The organism is Streptomyces tropicalis, assembly GCF_029269835.1.
In the GTDB taxonomy this organism is placed as follows: domain Bacteria; phylum Actinomycetota; class Actinomycetes; order Streptomycetales; family Streptomycetaceae; genus Streptomyces; species Streptomyces tropicalis.
In genome coordinates this window covers 289,464-307,912 of sequence record NZ_JARJBB010000007.1, presented here as the reverse complement: position 1 = coordinate 307,912, position 18,449 = coordinate 289,464, and the positions used below count along the sequence as shown (strand labels likewise).

General features: G+C 74.9%; 14 protein-coding genes, 1 tRNA gene and 1 pseudogene. 10 read left to right on the top strand and 6 right to left on the bottom strand.

Annotated features, from left to right (window positions below):
- The first annotated feature begins 416 nt into the window (after positions 1 to 416).
- On the top strand, positions 417 to 638 hold the full coding sequence (locus P3H78_RS16930) for a CbtB domain-containing protein (protein WP_276109819.1): 222 nt from the start codon (positions 417 to 419) through the stop codon (positions 636 to 638).
- Between the two features lie 21 nt (positions 639 to 659).
- Positions 660 to 1,412, top strand: a complete 753-nt coding sequence (locus tag P3H78_RS16925; protein WP_276109818.1) for a CbtA family protein — start codon at positions 660 to 662, stop codon at positions 1,410 to 1,412.
- 133 nt (positions 1,413 to 1,545) lie between these two features.
- Here the strand turns inward: P3H78_RS16925 and P3H78_RS16920 are convergent, their stop codons facing one another.
- A complete protein-coding gene (locus tag P3H78_RS16920; protein WP_276109817.1) occupies positions 1,546 to 2,139 on the bottom strand; it encodes a histidine phosphatase family protein in 594 nt (197 codons plus the stop codon).
- A 533-nt stretch (positions 2,140 to 2,672) separates the two neighbouring features.
- On the opposite strand from P3H78_RS16920, the gene P3H78_RS16915 reads away from it, so the two are divergent.
- Entirely contained in the window at positions 2,673 to 4,127 is a 1,455-nt protein-coding gene (locus tag P3H78_RS16915) for an MFS transporter (protein WP_276109816.1), read from the top strand.
- A 275-nt stretch (positions 4,128 to 4,402) separates the two neighbouring features.
- On the opposite strand, the gene P3H78_RS16910 is transcribed toward P3H78_RS16915, so the two are convergent.
- The 3 genes from P3H78_RS16910 to P3H78_RS16900 are packed head-to-tail and all read right to left on the bottom strand — an operon-like array spanning position 4,403 to position 9,167.
- Positions 4,403 to 5,788 (bottom strand): MFS transporter, encoded by a 1,386-nt coding sequence (locus P3H78_RS16910; protein ID WP_276109815.1) that lies wholly within the window; start codon positions 5,786 to 5,788, stop codon positions 4,403 to 4,405.
- Entirely contained in the window at positions 5,785 to 7,797 is a 2,013-nt protein-coding gene (locus P3H78_RS16905; RefSeq protein ID WP_276109814.1) for a PEP/pyruvate-binding domain-containing protein, read from the bottom strand. The genes P3H78_RS16910 and P3H78_RS16905 overlap by 4 nt, the downstream gene beginning before the upstream one ends.
- Positions 7,794 to 9,167, bottom strand: a complete 1,374-nt coding sequence (locus P3H78_RS16900) for an ATP-grasp domain-containing protein (protein WP_276109813.1) — start codon at positions 9,165 to 9,167, stop codon at positions 7,794 to 7,796. The genes P3H78_RS16905 and P3H78_RS16900 overlap by 4 nt, the downstream gene beginning before the upstream one ends.
- A gap of 352 nt (positions 9,168 to 9,519) precedes the next feature.
- Between P3H78_RS16900 and P3H78_RS16895 the strand changes: the two genes are divergently transcribed.
- Both P3H78_RS16895 and ypfJ read left to right on the top strand, forming a co-directional pair.
- Entirely contained in the window at positions 9,520 to 10,812 is a 1,293-nt protein-coding gene (locus P3H78_RS16895; RefSeq protein WP_276109812.1) for a PAS domain-containing protein, read from the top strand.
- 193 nt (positions 10,813 to 11,005) lie between these two features.
- Complete coding sequence (ypfJ, locus tag P3H78_RS16890) at positions 11,006 to 11,896, top strand: KPN_02809 family neutral zinc metallopeptidase (protein WP_276109811.1); 891 nt, start codon at positions 11,006 to 11,008, stop codon at positions 11,894 to 11,896.
- A 26-nt stretch (positions 11,897 to 11,922) separates the two neighbouring features.
- Here ypfJ and P3H78_RS16885 read toward each other — a convergent pair.
- Positions 11,923 to 11,997, bottom strand: a tRNA-Gly gene (locus tag P3H78_RS16885).
- A 217-nt stretch (positions 11,998 to 12,214) separates the two neighbouring features.
- On the opposite strand from P3H78_RS16885, the gene P3H78_RS16880 reads away from it, so the two are divergent.
- From P3H78_RS16880 to P3H78_RS16865, 5 genes and pseudogenes are all read left to right on the top strand, one after another.
- Positions 12,215 to 12,616, top strand: a complete 402-nt coding sequence (locus P3H78_RS16880) for a PPOX class F420-dependent oxidoreductase (RefSeq protein ID WP_276109810.1) — start codon at positions 12,215 to 12,217, stop codon at positions 12,614 to 12,616.
- Between the two features lie 226 nt (positions 12,617 to 12,842).
- Positions 12,843 to 15,431: an ATP-dependent Clp protease ATP-binding subunit gene (locus tag P3H78_RS16875; RefSeq protein WP_276109809.1), complete on the top strand. Its 2,589-nt coding sequence runs from the start codon at positions 12,843 to 12,845 to the stop codon at positions 15,429 to 15,431.
- 62 nt (positions 15,432 to 15,493) lie between these two features.
- On the top strand, positions 15,494 to 15,709 hold the full coding sequence (locus P3H78_RS16870; protein ID WP_276109808.1) for a hypothetical protein: 216 nt from the start codon (positions 15,494 to 15,496) through the stop codon (positions 15,707 to 15,709).
- A gap of 26 nt (positions 15,710 to 15,735) precedes the next feature.
- Entirely contained in the window at positions 15,736 to 15,813 is a 78-nt protein-coding gene (locus P3H78_RS33670) for a 50S ribosomal protein bL37 (RefSeq protein ID WP_467560784.1), read from the top strand.
- A 383-nt stretch (positions 15,814 to 16,196) separates the two neighbouring features.
- Positions 16,197 to 16,452, top strand: a pseudogene (locus tag P3H78_RS16865) (ABC transporter); the annotation flags it as partial.
- Positions 16,453 to 16,512: 60 nt separating this feature from the next.
- Here P3H78_RS16865 and P3H78_RS16860 read toward each other — a convergent pair.
- A complete protein-coding gene (locus P3H78_RS16860) occupies positions 16,513 to 18,315 on the bottom strand; it encodes an FUSC family protein (protein ID WP_276109807.1) in 1,803 nt (600 codons plus the stop codon).
- Positions 18,316 to 18,449: the final 134 nt, after the last annotated feature.

The window sequence follows — 18,449 nt, the reverse complement described above, 5'->3', positions numbered from 1 at the left end:
CTGTGACTGTGCCTCCATAACTGCGACGGATGCCCCGGGGCCCCGGGACGACACCTGCCGGGTCCGGCCCGAATCCGTCAGGACCGCGGTCCCCCCTCCCCGCGGCGATCACCCGCGCCGTCGCACTGCCGGGTCGCCGGGTCGGTCACCCGCGCCGGTCGCCCCGCTCCGCTCGCCCTGCCGGGTCGCCGGGTCGCACCGGTCGGGCCGCCGGTCCGGTCTTGGCCGGGACCCCGCCCCACGGTACTGTCGGTCCGATATCGACGACGGCAGGCGGAAGCCGGTGGAAATCCGGCACGGTCGCGCCACTGTGTACGGGACGGTCCAGCTCGCTGGGGCGCCGCGTGAGTCAGACCCGCAGCCGTCGTCACGTGCACCACCGAGATGGGACGCGAACTCCCAGAGGAGGTCCTGCCATGGCGCAGACCGTCGCCCTGCCGACAGCCACCACCCCCGTCGTTCCCGCCAAGCTTCCGCTGAGGGCGATCGCGCCCTGGGCGGTCTTCTTCGGCGTCCTCATGCTGGTCCTGCTGTACTTCGTCGGCGCCGAACAGGGCGCCACCTCCGTGTTCAACGGCACGGACGTCCACGAGTGGGTGCACGACGCACGCCACCTCCTCGGCTTCCCCTGCCACTGACGCGAGGGACGCCGTACGCCCATGAACTCCGCAACGGTCAGAAACCTCCTCGTGCGCGGCATGCTCGCCGGTCTCGCCGCCGGCCTGCTCGCCCTCGTCACCGGCTACCTCCTCGGTGAGCCGGACATCGACAGGGCGATCCGCTTCGAGGAGGCCCACTCCCACGAGCACGGGGTGGAGGTCGTCTCCCGATCCCTGCAGTCCACCGCGGGCCTCGCCACCGGCGTCCTGGTCTACGGGGTCGCCTTCGGCGGGATCGCCGCGCTCGCGTACTGCTGCGCGCTCGGCCGCGTCGGGCGCTTCGGCCCGCGTGCGACCGCGCTGCTGCTGTCCGCGTGCGCCCTGCTCGCCGTGTACGTCGTGCCGTTCCTCAAGTACCCGGCCAATCCGCCCTCGGTGGGCGACCCCGGCACCATCGGCAGGCGCACCACGCTGTACTTCCTGATGATGATGCTCGGTGTGCTCCTCGCGATCGCCGCCACGCTCCTCGGCAAGCGGCTCGCACCCGTGCTGGGCACCTGGTACGCCACCGTCGCGGCGGTGGCCGCCTTCGCCCTCGTGATCGGCCTGGCCTACGCCTTCCTGCCGGTCGTCGACGAGGTGCCGAAGGACTTCCCGGCCGCGCTGCTCTGGCGGTTCCGGCTTTCCGCCCTGGCCGTCCAGGCCGTGCTGTGGGCCGGATTCGGGCTCGTCTTCGGCGAGTTGGCGGAGCGCCTGCTCGCCCCGCGGTCGGGGACGGCCGCAACCGGACGCACGGCATCCGCCGTCCACTGAGTCCGTCCGCACCACGGGGGCCTTCGGATCCGTCCGAAGGCCCCCTGCCCTCCCGGCCGGTCCCGGCCGTGCCTCGCCGGTCCGTCCGTCGCGGACGTCGTGCGCCGCCGGTCGCGCACCGCGGGGACGCATGTCAGGGGCCGGGCGTACGCTCCGGCGCGCCGAGCGGACGGCCGGCGCGCAGGTTCCAGCGTCCGGACCGGCCGCTCACCTCGGTCGCCGTCAGCGGCGGGACGTCCACCCGCCAGAACGCGGCCGCGGGCGCCGACAGCACGTGCACCACGACGGCCCGCACCACCTCCGGTTCCACCACGGCGACCGTCCGCCCGTCCGTCCCCGAAGCGGTGGACTCCAGCCATCCCGCGATCCGCGCGCACATCTCGCGCACCGACTCGCCGCCGTGCGGGACCGCGCCGGGATCCGCCAGCCAGGCCGCCACGGACTCCGGTTCGGCCGCCGCGACCTCGTCCAGCGACCGCCCGCGCCACCGGCCCACGTCGAGGCCCGCCAGGTCCCCGCACCCGGTCGCGTCCAGACCCAGCGCGGACGCGGTCTGCGCGCACCGCAGGGCGGGGGAGACCAGGACCCGGTCGCCGGGCGGCACGGTACCGGCCGCCGCCCCGGCTTCCGCCGCTCCGGAGGCGTCGAGCGGGTCGCCGTCGTAGAACCGCGCCCGGCGCTGCGACGGGCCGAGCGCCGGCGAGACGAGGACGACGCGGCTGGTCATGCGGGGCTCCTCGGCAGGGGCGGGCGGCGCAAGTCGCCGGTCGCGCGGCCGCGGGCTTGCGAACATAGCAGCAGCCGCCCGTCTCCCGGCCCGGGCCCGCCTGCCGGTCGGTGCCCGTCCCCCGGCCCGGGCCGCCTGCGGGCCCGCCCCTCCGCTCGGCGCCCGCCTTCCGGCCCGCGCCCGTTCCCCGGTCCGGGTCCTTCTCGACGGCCGTCCGCCGACAGCGCTCCGGTGGAAGAGTCGGTGGCCCCGGCCGAGAATCGAGGGAGTGTCCCGTCCGGCCGTGCAGGGCCGGGCGTACGAGGCGAGGCCGAGGCGTGTGCGGCAGGTACCGCCGCGGCCGTCCGCTCCGCGGCCGTGCCCGCACGCACCGCCGCCCCGGCCGTGCCCGCACGCACCGCCGGGGCGGTACGCCGGGGAGACGACAGCGCGACAGCGGCGGATGCCGTGCACGGCGCGGAGCCGCGGGCACGCGCCCCACCGCGGCGAGCGCGCGGAGCGACGCCGAGGGCGTCGTACGGCCGGGAGGCGACGTGAGTGGTCAGACGGACGACGCATCCGAGCGGTCGGCGGGATACAGCGGGCGCGAGCGGGCCCTCATCGCCGCCGCCTCCCTCTCCATGCTGCTGGTCCAGCTGGACTGGTTCGCCCTCAACCTCATGCTGCCGGTCATCGCCCGCGACTTCGGCACCACCTCGACCAACCTCCAGTGGCTGGTCAGCGGATACATGCTGTCCCTGGGCGCGCTCATGGTCATCGCGGGCCGCCTCGCCGACCAGCACGGGCGGCGCAGGCTGATCCTGGTCGGCCTGACCGTGTTCGCCGCGCTCTCGGTGTTCTGCGGGGCCGCCCAGAACGCCGCGTGGCTGGTCGCCGGGCGGGGCGTCCAGGGAGTCGGAGCGGCGATGATCTTCCCCCTCGCGGTGGCCATCGCCGCGGCGGGCTTCGCGGGCAGACGGCAGGCCAGAGCCGTCTGCACCGTGCTCGCGTTCAGTGCGGTGGGCACCGCGCTCGGCCCCTTCGTGGGAGGGGCGTTCGCCGAGCACGTCAGCTGGCGCGCGGCGTTCTTCCTCAACGTGCCGCTGTGCGCGGTCGCGGGCGCGCTGATGCTGCGCTACGTCCCCGAGAGCCGCGACGACTCGGCCCGCCGCGGCCTCGACGTGCCCGGGGCCCTCACCGTCGCTCTGGGACTCGTGTGCGTGATGCTGGGCGTGGACCAGGGCCATGGATGGGGCTGGTTCTCCCCCGCGACCCTCACCGTGATCGCGGGGGGCCTCGTGCTCCTGTGCGCCTTCCTCCTCGTCGAACGACGCGCCGCGAGCCCCTTGATGGACCTGTCGCTGCTGCGCAACGTGCCCTTCGCCGTGGTCACCGCCGCGGGCTCCCTGTCCAACGTCGTCTACTGCCTGGTCGCGGTGTTCTCCGCGTTGTACCTCCAGCAGGCGCGGGGGCTGTCGCCGCTGGAGGCGGGACTGGTCTTCCTGGCCCTGTCGTGCGGTGCGGGCGGGGCCAGCTACTGGTCCGGACGGCTGGCCCAGCGGTGGCGCGCCGAGGTCCTGATGGCGCTGGGCATGCTCGTCAGCGGGGCGGCGCTCGTGGGGCTGACCTTCGCGAAGGCGCTGTGGCTCTACAGCCTGGTGTTCGTGGTGGTGGGCGTGGGAGTGGGCCTGGGCTGGGCACTGACCAACGTGGCGACGCAGTCGTACGTCCCGCCCCGGCAGAGCGCGATCGCCTCGGGCGTGGTCCTGACCTCGCTGGTCCTCGCGGGTGCCGTCGGAGTGACGCTGGCCGCGACCGTCCTGGAGACCGCGAGCGGTTCGGCCGCGACCGCCGCGTCGGACGCCGGGGCCATCGACGCGGTCCTGCGCGGCGCGGCCGCCCTCGGGCTCCTGGGTGCGGCGGCGCCGGCGATCCTGGCCGCCACGGGACGCCGGACCGGACGTCCTGCTCCGGTGGAACCCGTGGCCGGCGAGCGGACCGCCCCGTGAGCCCACCCGGGCGTGTGCCGCCCGCGGCCGCCGGGACCCTGACGCCGCACGGCCCTCTCACGCCCGCACGCCCTGCGCCCGCACGGCGCCGCCCCCACGCTCGCCGCACCTCCGACGTCCGCCGGCTCTCTCCGCCCGGACAGCGGGTCACGCGGCGCGGTCCCCCATACGCCGAGCCGCCCGGGCGCAGGGGTGGGGTCACCGCCGGGTCCGGCGGGAGGAGCCCGCATGGGACAGACGCGTCCGCCGGCCCCGCCCCGCGTGGTGCCGGCGTCTCAGGTCCGCGGTGCCGCGCCCTCGTCCACCGGCAGCGGGACCGGTTCCTCCGGGAGCGCCCGAGCGGGCCGCGGCCCGGTGCCGGGTGCCGCCGGCCGGGACCCGCGCCCGGTGCGTCCCGCCCCCGCGGTCCGGCGGGTCCGGTGCAGCAGCACGTGCAGGACCGGCATGAGCACGCACGTCACCGCCGCGCTCTGCCACAGCAGCGCGTCCAGCCGTCCCGCCGCCAGATACGCGCCCGCCGCGACCGCGGCCAGTGCGCACACGCCGCGGTCCACGATGCTCTCCACGGAGAGCAGGGTGGCACGGGGCGCGTCCGCCGGGATCGCGTCGTTGATGAGCTTGCGCTGCACGGGATACACGAGACCGGTGATCGCGGCGAACACGCAGAGCAGCGCGACCGCGCCCCACGGGCCGCCGACGGTGGTGCCGGCCAGCGCCGCGGCGAGTGCCATGCTGAGCAGGGACACCCACGCCACCGGCGGCAGCCGCCGGCCGAGCCACTGCGGACGGGCGGAGGCGACCGCCTCGGCGACCGTCATGGCCGCCAGCACACTGCCGCTGGCGCCCTCCCCGATGCCGTGGTCCAGCAGCACGGGCTGGAAGAGGTTGACCTGGCAGATGCGCGAGAGCGTGAACACCGCCACGCCCTGCACCATCAGCAGGGCCGGCCACGGCGAGGCGCGCAGACTGCGCAGCGCCGCACCGGTGTCCCGCAGGAAGGCACCGCGCGGCCGCCGCCCGGTGCGCACGCCCGCGGCGGCCGCGGCCCGCGGGGCGAGCCGTGGCAGGGCGAGCGCGCAGCCGAGCGAGCCGGCGGCGGCCGCCGCGCTCAGCACGTAGGGCGCCGGACGGGCCAGCAGCATCAGCGGCCCCACCAGCGGCCAGCACACGACCTTGGCGGCGAGCCCCAGCGCACGCGCCGTCCCCTCCGCCCGCAGGTAGTGGTCGTCCGCGCCCTCGGCGCGCAGCCCGTCGTAGAGGTAGGCACTCGCCGCACCGGACGTCAGTGAGCGGCCCGCCGCGATGGCGAGGAAGTGCAGCAGGAAGCCGGTGTACGACGGCGCGAACACCGGCGCCAGGTTCGCCGCCGTCATCACCACGGCCCCGGCGCGCAGGCAGTTGCGGGCGCCGATGCGGTCGGCGACGAGACCGGTCGGGATCTCGAACAGGCAGAAGGCGACGTAGTAGATGCTCTGGATGCCGAAGATCTCGCCGTCGGAGAGCCCCGCGTCGCGCTGGTAGGCGTAGAAGACCGGCATCCACCACAGCAGGTTGAACAGCAGCTGGAAGCCGTTGTTCAGACGGATGATGCGCCGGGCCGCGGCCGTGGGCGCGGGGGCGGACGTCGGGAAGGGCCACCACCGGCCCGTACGGCGCCTCATCGGGCGTAGGGGCGGATCTGGACCAGCCGGAAGGTCCCCTCGGCGGTCATCAGCCACTCGATGTCCAGCGCGCCGTCCACGTCGTCGCCGCTGAAGTGCGACTGGAGCAGCCGGCCCGTGAGCGCCAGCCCGGCGAGCGACGTGCGGGTCGCGGCGTCGAGGTCCCGGCCCGAGGAGCCGACGTCGACCGTGCGCCCGCCGCCCTCGACCGTGTTGTACAGGTACTGGTGCGGCAGGACGGTGCCGTCGACCACCCGCTCGGGCGAACCGGGCGAGCAGTTGAGGTAGACGTTGCGGAAGTCCTCCCGCCGGGTGGGGTTGCAGGTCACGAGCACACCGCCCAGGTCCGCGGGCACGTACTCCTGCACGATCACGCCCATGTAGGTGTCGTCCAGGGAGATCCCGTACTCGTGCCGCAGCCGGACGCTCCGCGCGGACAGCAGGGAACCCCACACCTGCCGTACCGCGTCGAGCAGTTGGTCCGCGCCCCGCACGGTGGTCACCGAGTCGTAGATCCCGGCGGCGGAGAACCCGGGCAGGTCCTCGGCGTTGGAGGAGGAGCGCACCACCAGGCGGCTGTCCGCGTCCAGCGCGCCGGGCACGGACTGCAGGACCGCCCGTGCCACGTCGTCGGGGACCGGGGTGCTGCGCACCAGCTGCTGGAGGTGCAGGCACAGCGTGTCGACGACGTCGAACGCCTCCAGCTCCAGCGCCATCTTGAGCTTGCCGATGCCCTGTTGCAGCGCCGGCGACGAGGTGAGGAACAGGTGGTGCAGCCGGAAGGGCAGCGCCACGCCCTCCGGCGCCCGCACGGTGGCCGCGACCCGCTCGGCGGCGGCGACGCGCAGCCGTTCCCGGTCCGCGTCCGGCTCGCCGAGCCGGGCCGCGAGGTGTGCGAGCAGATCGGCCCGCGGCGGGCGCGGCCGGGCGTGGAACACGGTCAGGTCGGCGGTGCGGCTGTCCAGGACGTGGTGCAGCTCGCCGAGGTTGGCCGCCTTGGTGCCGTAGCAGTCGCGGTCCTCGCGGCGCAGCCGGTGCAGCGCCAGCACCGGCGCGTCCTCCAGCCACGGGGCGTCCAGGCGGATGCGCTGCTGGTGCCACACCGGCCGCTCCAGCGACGGCTCGGCGGCCAGCCGGGACAGCGTGATCTCGTCCTCCCGCACCCGGTAGCGCACCCAGGCGCCGTCGAGGCCCTTGTCGCGGACGAGCGCGTCGAGGTCGCGCACGATGGCGTTGGGGATGCCCCAGCCCGACGCGAGGACGTTGGTGTGCGAGAGCGGCGTGATCGGGGCGGTGTTGACGAAACCCGCGACGCGGGGGACGTCGTCGGGCAGGCACGGCATCGCGACGATGTCCGACCAGCCGAGTCCGGCCGCGGCCTCCTGGTACTCCTCGCGGGTGCGGAAGTACCGCAGCCGTCCTTCCGCCTCGCCGGGGTTGAGGCAGGTGCGGGTGCGGTTGCCGAAGAGCTCGTGGCTGAGGATCCGCGGGACGTGCACCTCGCTGACCTTGGCCAGCTCGTGCTCCTGGCCGTGGTTGGCGGGTTTCAGCAGCAGGGGCAGCCGGCCGTCCACGCGGCCGCGCACGAACCGGTAGAACTCCTCCAGCAGCGGGCCGCTCATCGTGTCGGCCTCGGTGGTCTCCAGCACCAGGAACGGCCGCTCGCGTCCGTCGGCGTCCTCGTCCGCGTGCAGGGACAGCACCCCGAGCAGGAAGCGGCGGTCGGGGGCCATGTAGACGGAGGCGTTGAACGCGTCGAGTTCCGCGTCGAGTTCCTCCAGGGTCATGCCGAGGACGCGGATCGCGATGTAGTCGACGTGGAAGGGGTGCACGTGCGTGTCGAGCAGGTGCCAGGTGCCCTCCGTCCGGTCCACCACGACCTTCAGGTACGGATGGCCCGCGAGCACTCCGGAGAGGGCGCGGAACAGCGGCAGCGACAGGTTGGCACCCACCACCGTCCGGTCGCCTGCGGCGTCGGGCAGCCGGGGCTCGCTCGGTGCGGCGGTCATGCCGTGACCTCCTCGGCACCGGCGGCGGGCAGGATCGCCGGCAGGGCGTCCACCAGGGCGGTGAAGTCGTGGACGACGGTCTGCGGGGCGTCGGCCGACAGCAGGCACAGCGCCGCCATGGTGTTGGCCCCGGCGGCCGGGTCGTAGACGGGCACGGGCGTGCCGTCCGGCAGGGAGCTCTCCGCGACGACGGACAGCGTGCCGCCCGCACTCACCGGCGCCGAGCGCACCACCGCGCAGGAGTCCCACCGGTGCCGCCGCGTCCAGGGCGCGCCGGCACCGTCGACGGCGAGCACCACGAAGGAGCCCGCGGCGCCCTTGGCCTCGTGCGGTGTGAGGGTCCGGTCCGGCCACAGCGGCCTGCGGCCGAGCAGCTGGTCGGTGAACAGGCCGACCAGGTCGAGTCCGAACACCTCCTCGATCTGCGGGACCGTCATGGCGCCGCCGAAGCGCGCGGCGGTCTCGATCACCCACATCCGGCCGCCCGCACCGAGCTTGATCTCCGTGTGGGTGCCGCAGGTGTCCAGCCCGAGCGCCTCCACCGCGCGCCGGGCGAGCGCCACGACCCGCTCCTGCGCCGCGTCCCCGAGGGCCGCCGGGGTGATGCCCGCGCGCTCGGTGAAGGGTGCCACCGTCGGCATCCGGCCGCTCAGGCACACCGGCTTGAACACGCCGTCCACGACGACGCCCTCCACGCTGACGTAGTCGCCCCAGCCGGGTCCGTCGAACCAGTCCCCGGCCGAGCCGGAGACGATCTCCTCGACGATGAAGTCCTCACCCGCGTCCGCGACATGGAGCTCCGCGTAGCCCAGTTGCGCCGATGCGGCCATCACCGCGCGCGACCGTTCCCAGGCACCCGGCGCCTGCTCGGTCGACTCGATGACCTGGTGGGCGGTCGAACCGGCGCTCCAGGCCGCCTTGAGCAGGAGAGGTAACGACAACTCCTCGGTCGCGGAGCGCAGTTCTGCGGCCGTGGCGACGGCCCGGAAGCGGGGCTGTTCGATGCCGTGCCGGTCCCACACGCTCCGCATCAGCCGCTTGTCGCGGGCGAGCGCGCAGGCCTCGCCCGCTCCCGGCAGGCCGAGCCGCCGGGAGGCCTCGGCGACCGCGACGACCGCGTACTCCGAGAAGGTGACGACGGCGTCCGCGCCCACCGCACGCGCCCGGTCGGTGATGAGCTCCACCAGGTCCCGCTCCCCGGTGGCGTCCGGACGCACGACCGAGGCGCACAGCCGGGCGGCGTCCGCCGCGACCGTGCCGGGCAGTTCGCTGAGTGCCAGCAGGTGCACCGCGGCCCTCGCGGCCACCCGCGTCAGGGCGTATCCCACCGGCGGGCCGCCCTTTGCATGCACGTACAGCACCTTGCTCACAGATACCCATCTCCTCTGGTCTCCGGGGACATCGAAACGTTTCGGCACGCGGTCGTGTCGGCCCTCACGGCCTGTCGGCCGCCGGTTGCGCGGCGTCGCGCGTCCTCTCTCAAGCGAAGCAGTCCCGCACCGTCCGGCCGAGGGCGCCGGGCCCGAACGGGTCAGGCAAATGCCTGAAGTACGCACCCAGTTGACGGTGTGTGAAGGTTCGGTGATGCGCTAGTGCCCGCCCCGGGGCGACGGCGGGAAGAGGGCGGCCCCGGGCTGCCCCCCGGCATGCCGCACGCTCCTACGGGATACGCATGCCGTGTTACTCAACGTAATTCTGATGGAATGTTGAAGGAGTTGGGCCGTGGACGAGGCCGATTTCAAGTCCCTGCTCGCGCATCTCCCCGTGTCCTGGTGGGAGGCCGACGGCGGGCTGAGAGTGGTCGACAGCGGCGGCGGCGCCTTCACGGACGAGGGGACCGCCCGCCGCTTCCTGGACACCCTCCGCGCGGACTTCGACACGGCACCCCACCCGCCGGGGACCGGCGGCCACTACCAGGCGCACTTCGAGGGCCGGACCTTCGACGTCAGCTGGCCCGCGGCCGGGCGCGGCACCCGCCCGCACCGCAGCAGGGGAGTGGCGGTCGAGGTCGGCGGCCGTTCCGCGGACACCGACCCGTACGTCTCCTTCGCCGACCTCACCCCCGCCGCCGCGTTCGTCCGCGACGCCTCCGGGTGCTACCTGTGGACCAACCACGCCTACGCCCACCTCTACGGCACCACCCGGGACGACGTGGTCGGCCGCCACCTCGGCGACGTCGACGGACCCGACGACGCCGTCCGCTTCCTCGCCCTCGACCAGGAGGTCCTCTCCGGCGGCCGACCCGTCCGCCACACCCTCACCTACCGGCGTGCCGACGGCACCAGCGGACGGGCCGCCGGATACCGCTTCCCGGTCCGCTGGGGCTCCCGGCGCTGCGTGGCCGGGATCTACGTCGACATCACCGACTACACCCAGGCGCTCGACCAGCGCCGGCAGGCGGAGGAGGACCTGCGCGCACTGCGCGACCACAGCGGTCTGCCCTGCGTCCGCCTCACTCCCGACGGACTGGTCGGCGAGGCCAGCACGGCCGCCGCCGAGATCCTGCACGCCCGCCTCTCCGACCTGGTCGGGCTGCCGGCCGACGCCCTCCTCGCCGAGACGCCCGAGCGGCGGGAGCTGCACCGGCTGTGGGACGACCTCGTCGACGGCCGGCGCCGCAGCGCCCGCACCTCCGCCGTGCTCGTCGACAGCGAGCGCCGGCTGCGCCGGGCCTGGCTGCACCTCACCACCGTCGGCCGCAGCCCCGGCGGCCCGCGCGGCGTCTGGGCCGTCGTCACCCACCTCGGCCTGCGCCACGAGGCGCACCCCCCGCTGACCGCCACCCAGGTGCGCATCCTCGCCCTGCTCGCCGCCGGGCACAGCAACGCGGACATCGCGGCGTCCCTGCACCTGTCCCGCCAGACCGTCGACTACCACCTCAGCCGGCTGCGCGACCTCCTGGACGCACCGACCCGCGCCGCCCTCGTCGCCCGCGCCTACGTCCTCGGCATCCTCTCCCCGCACGCCTGGCCGCCGCGCTCCGCGACGGCCTCCCATCCGCTCAGCCCGGCCTGACCCGCATCCACGCGGCGGACACCGCGGCCCGCCCGGCCCCGGGCAGCCGCCCCGCGCCCCGGGCCACTCGTAGGGTGGGGACGTACCGGGTCCCCGCGGGCGGACCCGGAGGACGGAACCCGCCCGGGTGCCCCCGGACTCCGGCCGGGGTACGCATGCAGCCGGGCACCGACACATCGCGAGGGTGGCGCACATGCAGTTCGACGACGACGCGGATCTGGACACCTCCGAGGTGCAGGACACCCGGGGCAGCCGGATCCCCGGCGGGGGCGTGACCGTCGGTGGCGGCGTCATCGGCCTGATCGTGCTGGCGGTCGGGCTCCTGCTCGGCGTGGGCCCCGACCAGCTCGGGCTCTCCTCGGGCGGACACCGGCCCGCGCCGCCCGTCTCCTCCCTGCCGCAGCTCGCGCAGTCCTGCCGCACCGGCCGGGACGCCAACGCCAGGGAGGACTGCCGCGTCGTCGCCGTCGTGAACAGCGTCCAGGACTACTGGACGCAGGAATTCAGGGACCGGCACAGCACCTACCGGCAGGCCCCGACGGTGTTCTTCAGCCGGCAGGTGGCCACCGCCTGCGGCACGGCGACCTCGGCCGTCGGCCCCTTCTACTGCCCCGGCGACCGAAAGGTCTACATCGACCTGGACTTCTTCGACGAGTTGCGCACCAAGTTCGGCGCGAGCGGCGGTCCCTTCGCGCAGGCCTACGTGGTCGCCCACGAGTACGGGCACCACGTCCAGGACCTCACCGGTGTGCTGGCGCGGAACCAGGACGGCCGGACCGGGACCTCCAGCGCCGCCGTGCGCACGGAACTCCAGGCGGACTGCTACGCCGGGGTGTGGGCCCACCACGCCACCACGGCCCCCGACCCGGCCACCGGCAGGCCCCTCATCACCAGTCTCACGCAGGCCGACATCCGCGACGGCCTCGACGCGGCCGCCGCGGTCGGCGACGACCGGATCCAGGAGCGCTTCCAGGGCCGGGTGAACCCGGAGACCTGGACCCACGGTTCGGCCGCGCAGCGTCAGCAGTGGTTCCACCAGGGCTACCGCACCGGGGACACGGCCCAGTGCGACACCTTCCGCTGAGGTGCCGCACCCGGCGGACGTGGAGGGGCGGGGCGGCCGGATTCGAACCGGCGTCCTCCGAGATGGCATCGCGGCGCATTACCTCTGTGCTACGACCCCGCCTTGCCGTGGAGCGTAGCCCGGGCGCAGCACGAGGAGCCAGGGGTTTTCCCAACCCGCCCGGCCGGTGGCCCGGTTGACGGTCCGGCGGGACGGCGCCGCCCGAGCCGGACCCGGCCCGCGGAGCAGCGGCGGCGACCGGCGGGGTGCGTGTCCCGCGCCCGGCCCCGCTGTCTACTGTGGCCGGATCCGATCCCGTGCCCCCCGACGGAGGAACCCGTGCCCGTGCCCCTCGGCGAGGACCTCGTGGCGCTGCTGCGCCGCCCCAGCACCTGCTATCTCGCCACCACCATGCCGGACGGCTCGCCCCAGCTCACCCAGACCTGGGTCGACACCGACGGCGAGCACGTGCTGATCAACAGCGTCGCCTCGCACCAGAAGACCCGGAACATCGCCCGCGACCCCCGCGTCGCCGTCGCCGTCTCGGACCCGGCCGACCCCTCCTCGTACGTACAGATTCGCGGCCGGGTCGTCCGGACCACGACGGACGGCGCGGTCGAGCACATCGAGGCGCTGTCGCAGAAGTACCTGGGCGGCCCCTACCCGTGGTTCGGAGGCCGCGACCAGGTCCGGGTCCTCTACGTCATCGAGCCGGAGCGGATCAGCAGCCCCCGGGGCTGACGGCGCCCCTACGGCCACGGGCCATGGCTGCGAGCCGCAGTCACCCGTGCAGCGAGCAGGGGCGGCCGGGGCCGCGGGCCGGGCGGCCGGCGGCCCCGGCCTCCCGGCCCGGATTCCGGGCGGCACCGAGTGCCAGGCCGGGCCCCCGGCGGCCGGTCGTGCTCCGGTTGCAGGCCACCCACCCTGTTGTTTGAGTGGAATGTGGTCTCGCCGCCCTGGAGGCGCCATGTCGATTCCCTTCGGTTCAGCCTTCGGTTCCTCGGACCCGTTCAACGAGATGCTCAGCCGGTTCTTCGGCACGTCGCCCGCTTCGTCGCCCCCCGCGGTGCAGCGCGTGCCGATCGGCCGGCTGCTCAGCGACTCCTCCCACGAACTGCTGAACCTGGCCGTGCGGCGCGCCGCCGAGGACGGCACCTCGGACCTCGACACCGAGCACCTGCTGTGGGCCGCCGCGCAGGTCGACCCCGCCAGGAAGCTGCTCGCCCGGGCCGGGGTCGATCCCGGCACGCTCGTGACGGAACTCGACCGGATCCTCCCCCGGGAGTCGGCCGAGCCGTCCGCCGAGCCCGGACTCACCCCGGCGGCCAAGCGCACCCTCGCCACCGCGTACGCACACGCGCAGTCGGCGGGCGGCACCTACATCGGCCCCGAGCACATCCTCTCCGCCCTCCTGGACGACCCCGACTCGGGAGCCTCCCGCGTACTGCGGGCCGAGAACTTCGACGCGAGCAAGGTGCGCGGTGCCGCCGAGCGGGCCTCGCGCGCCGACGCCGCCCAGACCGGGGGCGGCGCCCCCGCCACCACGCTGGACGAGTACGGCCGTGACCTGACCGAGGAGGCCCGGGCCGGAAAGCTCGATCCCGTGGTCGGCCGGGCCGAGGAGATCGAGCAGACCGTCGAGATTCTCTCCCGCCGCTCCAAGAACAACCCCGTGCTCATCGGGGAACCCGGGGTCGGCAAGACCGCCATCGTCGAGGGACTCGCCCAGCGCATCGTGGCCGGCGAGGTCCCCGACACCCTCAAGGACAAGCGGGTGGTCTCCCTCGACCTCTCCGCCCTCGTCGCCGGAGCCCAGTACCGCGGGCAGTTCGAGGAGCGGCTGAAGAAGGTCATCGAGGACGTGAAGGCGGCCGAGGGCGACATCGTCCTGTTCATCGACGAACTGCACACCGTGGTCGGTGCGGGCGCCACCGGCGAGGGCTCGATGGACGCGGGCAACATGCTCAAGCCGGCCCTCGCCCGGGGCGAACTCCACGTCGTCGGCGCCACGACCATCGACGAGTACCGCAAGCACATCGAGAAGGACGCGGCCCTCGAACGCCGCTTCCAGCCGGTCCTGATCCCCGAGCCGAGCGTCGAGGAGACCATCGGGATCCTGGAGGGCCTGCGGGACGCCTACGAGGCCCACCACCAGGTCCGCTTCGCCGACGGGGCCCTCGCCGCCGCGGCGGAGCTCTCCGACCGCTACATCAGCGACCGGTTCCTGCCGGACAAGGCCATCGACGTGATGGACCAGGCGGGCGCCCGCGTGCGGCTGCGGGGCGCCGTGCGCTCGACCGAGGTCGTCAGCCGGGAGGACCGCCTCGCGAAGCTGCGCCGGGAGAAGGACCAGGCCGTCGCCGCCGAGGACTTCGAGAAGGCCGCCGACCTGAAGAAGGAACTGGCCGACGTCGAGGGCGAACTGGCCGGCATCGACGAGCGCCGCGAGGGCGTGGTGTCCGTCACCGCGAAGGACGTCGCCGACGTCGTCGCCCGCCGCACCGGGATCCCGGTCGCCCAGCTCACCGCCGGCGAGAAGGACCGGCTGCTGCGGCTCGAGGAGGAGATGCACGCCAGGATCGTGGGCCAGGACGAGGCGGTCACCGCGGTGGCGCTCGCCGTGCGCCGCAACCGGGCCGGCATGGGCGACCCCAAGCGCCCCGTCGGTTCCTTCCTCTTCCTCGGGCCCACCGGCGTCGGCAAGACGGAACTCGCCAAGACGCTCGCCGAGTTGCTCTTCGGCGAGGAGGACCGCATGGTCCGCTTCGACATGAGCGAGTTCCAGGAGAAACACACGGTGGCCCGCCTGGTCGGCGCCCCTCCCGGATACGTCGGCTACGAGGAGGCCGGCCAGCTCACCGAGAAGGTCCGCCGGCAGCCGTACAGCGTGCTGCTGTTCGACGAGGTCGAGAAGGCCCACCCCGACATCTTCAACACGCTGCTGCAGATCCTCGACGACGGCCGCCTCACCGACGCCCAGGGCCGGACCGTGGACTTCCGGCACTGCGTGGTCATCATGACGTCCAACATCGGCGCGCACCGCATCCTGGACCACCGGGGCGACGTGTCGGAGATCCGGGGCGACCTCATGGAGGACCTGCGGTCGCGGTTCCTGCCGGAGTTCCTCAACCGCATCGACGAGATCATCATCTTCCACGGCCTCACCGAGGCGGACCTCGGAAAGATCGTCGACCACCTGCTGGCCCGGAGCGAACACCGGGTCCGCGCCCAGGGACTGACGCTCGAGGTGACCGAGGCCGCGAAGAAGCTGCTGGTGGCGCACGGCTACCAGCCCGAGTTCGGCGCGCGGCCACTGCGGCGGACCATCCAGAACGAGCTGGACAACCGCATCGCCTCCCTCCTCCTCTCGGGGGAGGCCGATCCGGGCGACACCATCGTCGCCGACGTGATCCAGGACAGCCTCCACTGCACCGTCCGCAAGCCGGAACCGTCCGAGGCCCCCGGCGACGCCTCCGGCGCGCCGGAGGCGAGGACCGAGGGCGCCGACGGGACGCAGCCGGGCGGCGCCGCGCCGGGCCCGGGCGGCGACGGCTGACCGCCGCCCGCGGACCCGGCCCCCGGAACGTGCGCAGGAAACACTCGTGCGAGGGAGCGGTCATGGCCCACCACCACAAGTCCAACAAGGAAGTCGAGGGGGACCCGGACACCGGACACGGGCGGGGCATGCCCCTGCGGCCCGACGCGGACGAACTCGCCGCCCGCACACAGGCGGACCGGGCCGAACTGCGGGAGGAGCAGGCCCAGGAAGCGGCCGCCCGGACCCGGCGCCCCGGCCTCCCGTCCGGCCTCCGGCCGGCCACCCCCGACCTCTGACCGGCCAGGTGAAAGGAGATCTCCCCATGTCGTCGAAGCGACGCCGCAAGAAGAAGGCCCGCCGCAAGCACGCCGCGAACCACGGTCGCCGTCCCCAGTCCTGAGGACCGTGCGTGACCCGTCGCCGCCGCAGCCGGAGGCATCGGCCCTCCGGAACCAGGGAGAACCATGGACGCCGACCGCGAGGACCGCGACACCCCCGCGGCCGGCGGGCACGGCGACGGGACCGGGGGACGCGAGGACGGGACCGCGGGACAGGAGGACGGGGCCGGGACCGGGGGCGGAGGACACGGGGACGGGCGCAGCGGCGCGCCCGCCCCCGGACGTCCGCCGTCGTCCGGCACGGGCATCCCCGGCGGGGTCCCCTCCAGGCACCCCGGGCACCCCGCCGTCCGAGGCACCGCCCCGGCGGGCCTCGGCGCCCTCCTGCGGCGCCCGGCGCCGTGGCTGTTCCCCACCGTGCTGACCGGCCTCCTCGCGCTGGTGCCCGTCCTCGGGCGCCACCGTCCCGCTCCGGGCCGTCCCCGGCCTCTACCGCTTCCTGTCCCTCTTCGAGCCCATGCGGCAGTCCAGCGACGGCGTCCGGGCCATCCCGTTCGTCGACGCGCGCGCCGACGCCGGACTCGCCCGCGCCTGGACCATGATCGCCGTCGGAGCGGCGCCGGCCCTTCTCTCCGGCTTCGCCATGACCCGCCTACTGCGACCGCAAGGGCCTGCACCGGTCGACTCCGCAGCCGGCCTGATCCGCCGGGCACCGTCGGCCCTCCGCGCGGCGCACCTGGTCGCGGCACCCTCGAGCGGCCCTACCGCCGCCGGTCCAGCTCGGCGAGCAGCGTGTAGGCGCGTCGCTCGGTGGCGGCGAGTCCGGCGGGGTCGATCCCCGCGGGCCACAGCTCACCCGCAGCGGCGTCGTCGGCCTCCCGCAGTTCCACGACGGCCGTCGCCAGCCGGACCTGGACCAGCGCGAGCGGCGCGGAGGAGGTCCCGGACCGCGTCCGTTCGGCCTCGTCGGCGAGGGCCGCACACGCGGCCAGAGCACGGTCCACCCGTGTGGCGGCCCGGTCGTGCACCACCAGCAGGGCGCACAGCAGCCCCACGGCGATGCCCAGCACGCTGCCGAGCACCCGGTCGAGGACCAGCTCCCCGGTGGGCGCGGGAGCCGCGAGGTCGCTCAACAGCAGCGCCATCGGGGTGAGGAAGACGACGCCCAGCGCGTAGTTGCGGGCCACGAGGTACTCCAGCAGGAACTCCAGGCACACGATCACCAGGGCGAGGGCCAGGGGTTCCGGGTGCGCGGCCAGCAGCACGAGGGCGATCAGCAGCCCGGTGGCGGTGCCCAGGGTCCGCTGCACGGCGCGCTGGGCGGTGGTGCGCAGGTTCACCGAGTGCAGCACGGCCGCCGCCGTGACGGCCGCCCAGTAGCCGTGCTCCAGGTGCAGCAGCGCGGCGAGACCCCCGGCCGCACCGGTGCCCAGCGCCATCCGCAGCGCGGGCACGGCCAGTACGCCCAGGTGCACGCCGTGGCCCGGCCGCCCGACCAGCAGCTCGCCGGCCCGCAGCGCGGCGGCGTCGGTCTCCGTCGCCCCGGCAGCCGCGGTCCGGGCCGTGCCCCCGGCCGCTCCCGGGGGTGCCGTTCCGGGCGGCGCCTCGTACAGGCCGGAGGGAAGGCGGTGGCGTCGTCCGGTGAGGAGGCGGGCCTGCCCGCGCAGGTGCCGGGCCATCCCGGCGGGGTCGTCCACCGCGTCCTGCGCGGAGCGCACCAGCAGGGTCCAGGACCGGTCGGTGAGACGCACGAACACCGCGTCGCGGCCCGGAGCTGGAGTCCGGGGCCGGGCCGGTGGCGGACGTCCGAGACACCGGTAGGCGTGCAGGACCGCGACGGTCGCGCCGTGCCGCGTCCGCCGCGGCACGTCCCCCGCGCCGGACGCCTCCAGCAGTTCCGCCACCGCACGCTGGGCGTTGGCGACCGCGAGGCGCTGCGGCCGGTCCGGGTGCACCAGCCGGCCCGAGACGCCCAGCGGCCACGCGAGCGCCGCCCCCGCCGCCGCGAGCGCGGTGCAGGTCCCCACGTCGGCGCGGCCCGCGGGGGCGTTCGCGGCCACCGCGAACGAGAACAGCAGCAGGACCGCGCCCAGCCCCTCGAGCCGCGCGGCGTCGCACACGAACTTCGCCACGCCCGCGACCACCGCCGTCGCCGCGACCACCCAGGCGGCGCCCGCCGTGGTCCCGCCCGGACGCGTCGCGAGCGCGAGGGCCGAACCGCCGCCCACGCAGGCGGTCATCGCCACGGCCGCCAGAGCGAGGACACGGGCCCGCCGCGCATACGGGAGATCGCGGCCGAACGTGCTGGTGAAGGAGCCCAGCATGGCGTACACGGCGAGGTCGGGCCTGCCCGCCGCCACGATCGGCACGGCGGCCACGCCCATGCCCACGGCGGCCCGCGCGGCGAAGAGGAACGCCCCGTCCACCTCCCGCAGCGCCAGGGCGCCGCGCGGTGACAGCGCACGCCCCACCGCGGCGACCGGGGCCCGCCGGACGCCCCGCGCCCCGGCCGGGCCCCTCCGCCGCACCCCGGCCGGGGGATCGTTCCACCGCGAACCCGGCATGTCTGCCGTATACCCGCCGAGCGCGTCCGGGGCCCGCCGAAGCCGCATGGCGTGGGGTGATCCACCGGCATAGCCTGAGGAGAAGCGACGCCGCGGAGCCGTGCTCGACCATGCTCGAACAGCGAAGAGGTGAG

Coding starts and splice junctions, on each gene's coding strand:
- P3H78_RS16930 (WP_276109819.1), top strand. CDS start 417: ATGGCGCAGACCGTCGCCCTGCCGACAGCCACCACCCCCGTCGTTCCC.
- P3H78_RS16925 (WP_276109818.1), top strand. CDS start 660: ATGAACTCCGCAACGGTCAGAAACCTCCTCGTGCGCGGCATGCTCGCC.
- P3H78_RS16920 (WP_276109817.1), bottom strand. CDS start 2,139: ATGACCAGCCGCGTCGTCCTCGTCTCGCCGGCGCTCGGCCCGTCGCAG.
- P3H78_RS16910 (WP_276109815.1), bottom strand. CDS start 5,788: ATGAGGCGCCGTACGGGCCGGTGGTGGCCCTTCCCGACGTCCGCCCCC.
- P3H78_RS16905 (WP_276109814.1), bottom strand. CDS start 7,797: ATGACCGCCGCACCGAGCGAGCCCCGGCTGCCCGACGCCGCAGGCGAC.
- ypfJ (WP_276109811.1), top strand. CDS start 11,006: ATGCAGTTCGACGACGACGCGGATCTGGACACCTCCGAGGTGCAGGAC.
- P3H78_RS16875 (WP_276109809.1), top strand. CDS start 12,843: ATGTCGATTCCCTTCGGTTCAGCCTTCGGTTCCTCGGACCCGTTCAAC.
- P3H78_RS16870 (WP_276109808.1), top strand. CDS start 15,494: ATGGCCCACCACCACAAGTCCAACAAGGAAGTCGAGGGGGACCCGGAC.
- P3H78_RS33670 (WP_467560784.1), top strand. CDS start 15,736: ATGTCGTCGAAGCGACGCCGCAAGAAGAAGGCCCGCCGCAAGCACGCC.
- P3H78_RS16860 (WP_276109807.1), bottom strand. CDS start 18,315: ATGCCGGGTTCGCGGTGGAACGATCCCCCGGCCGGGGTGCGGCGGAGG.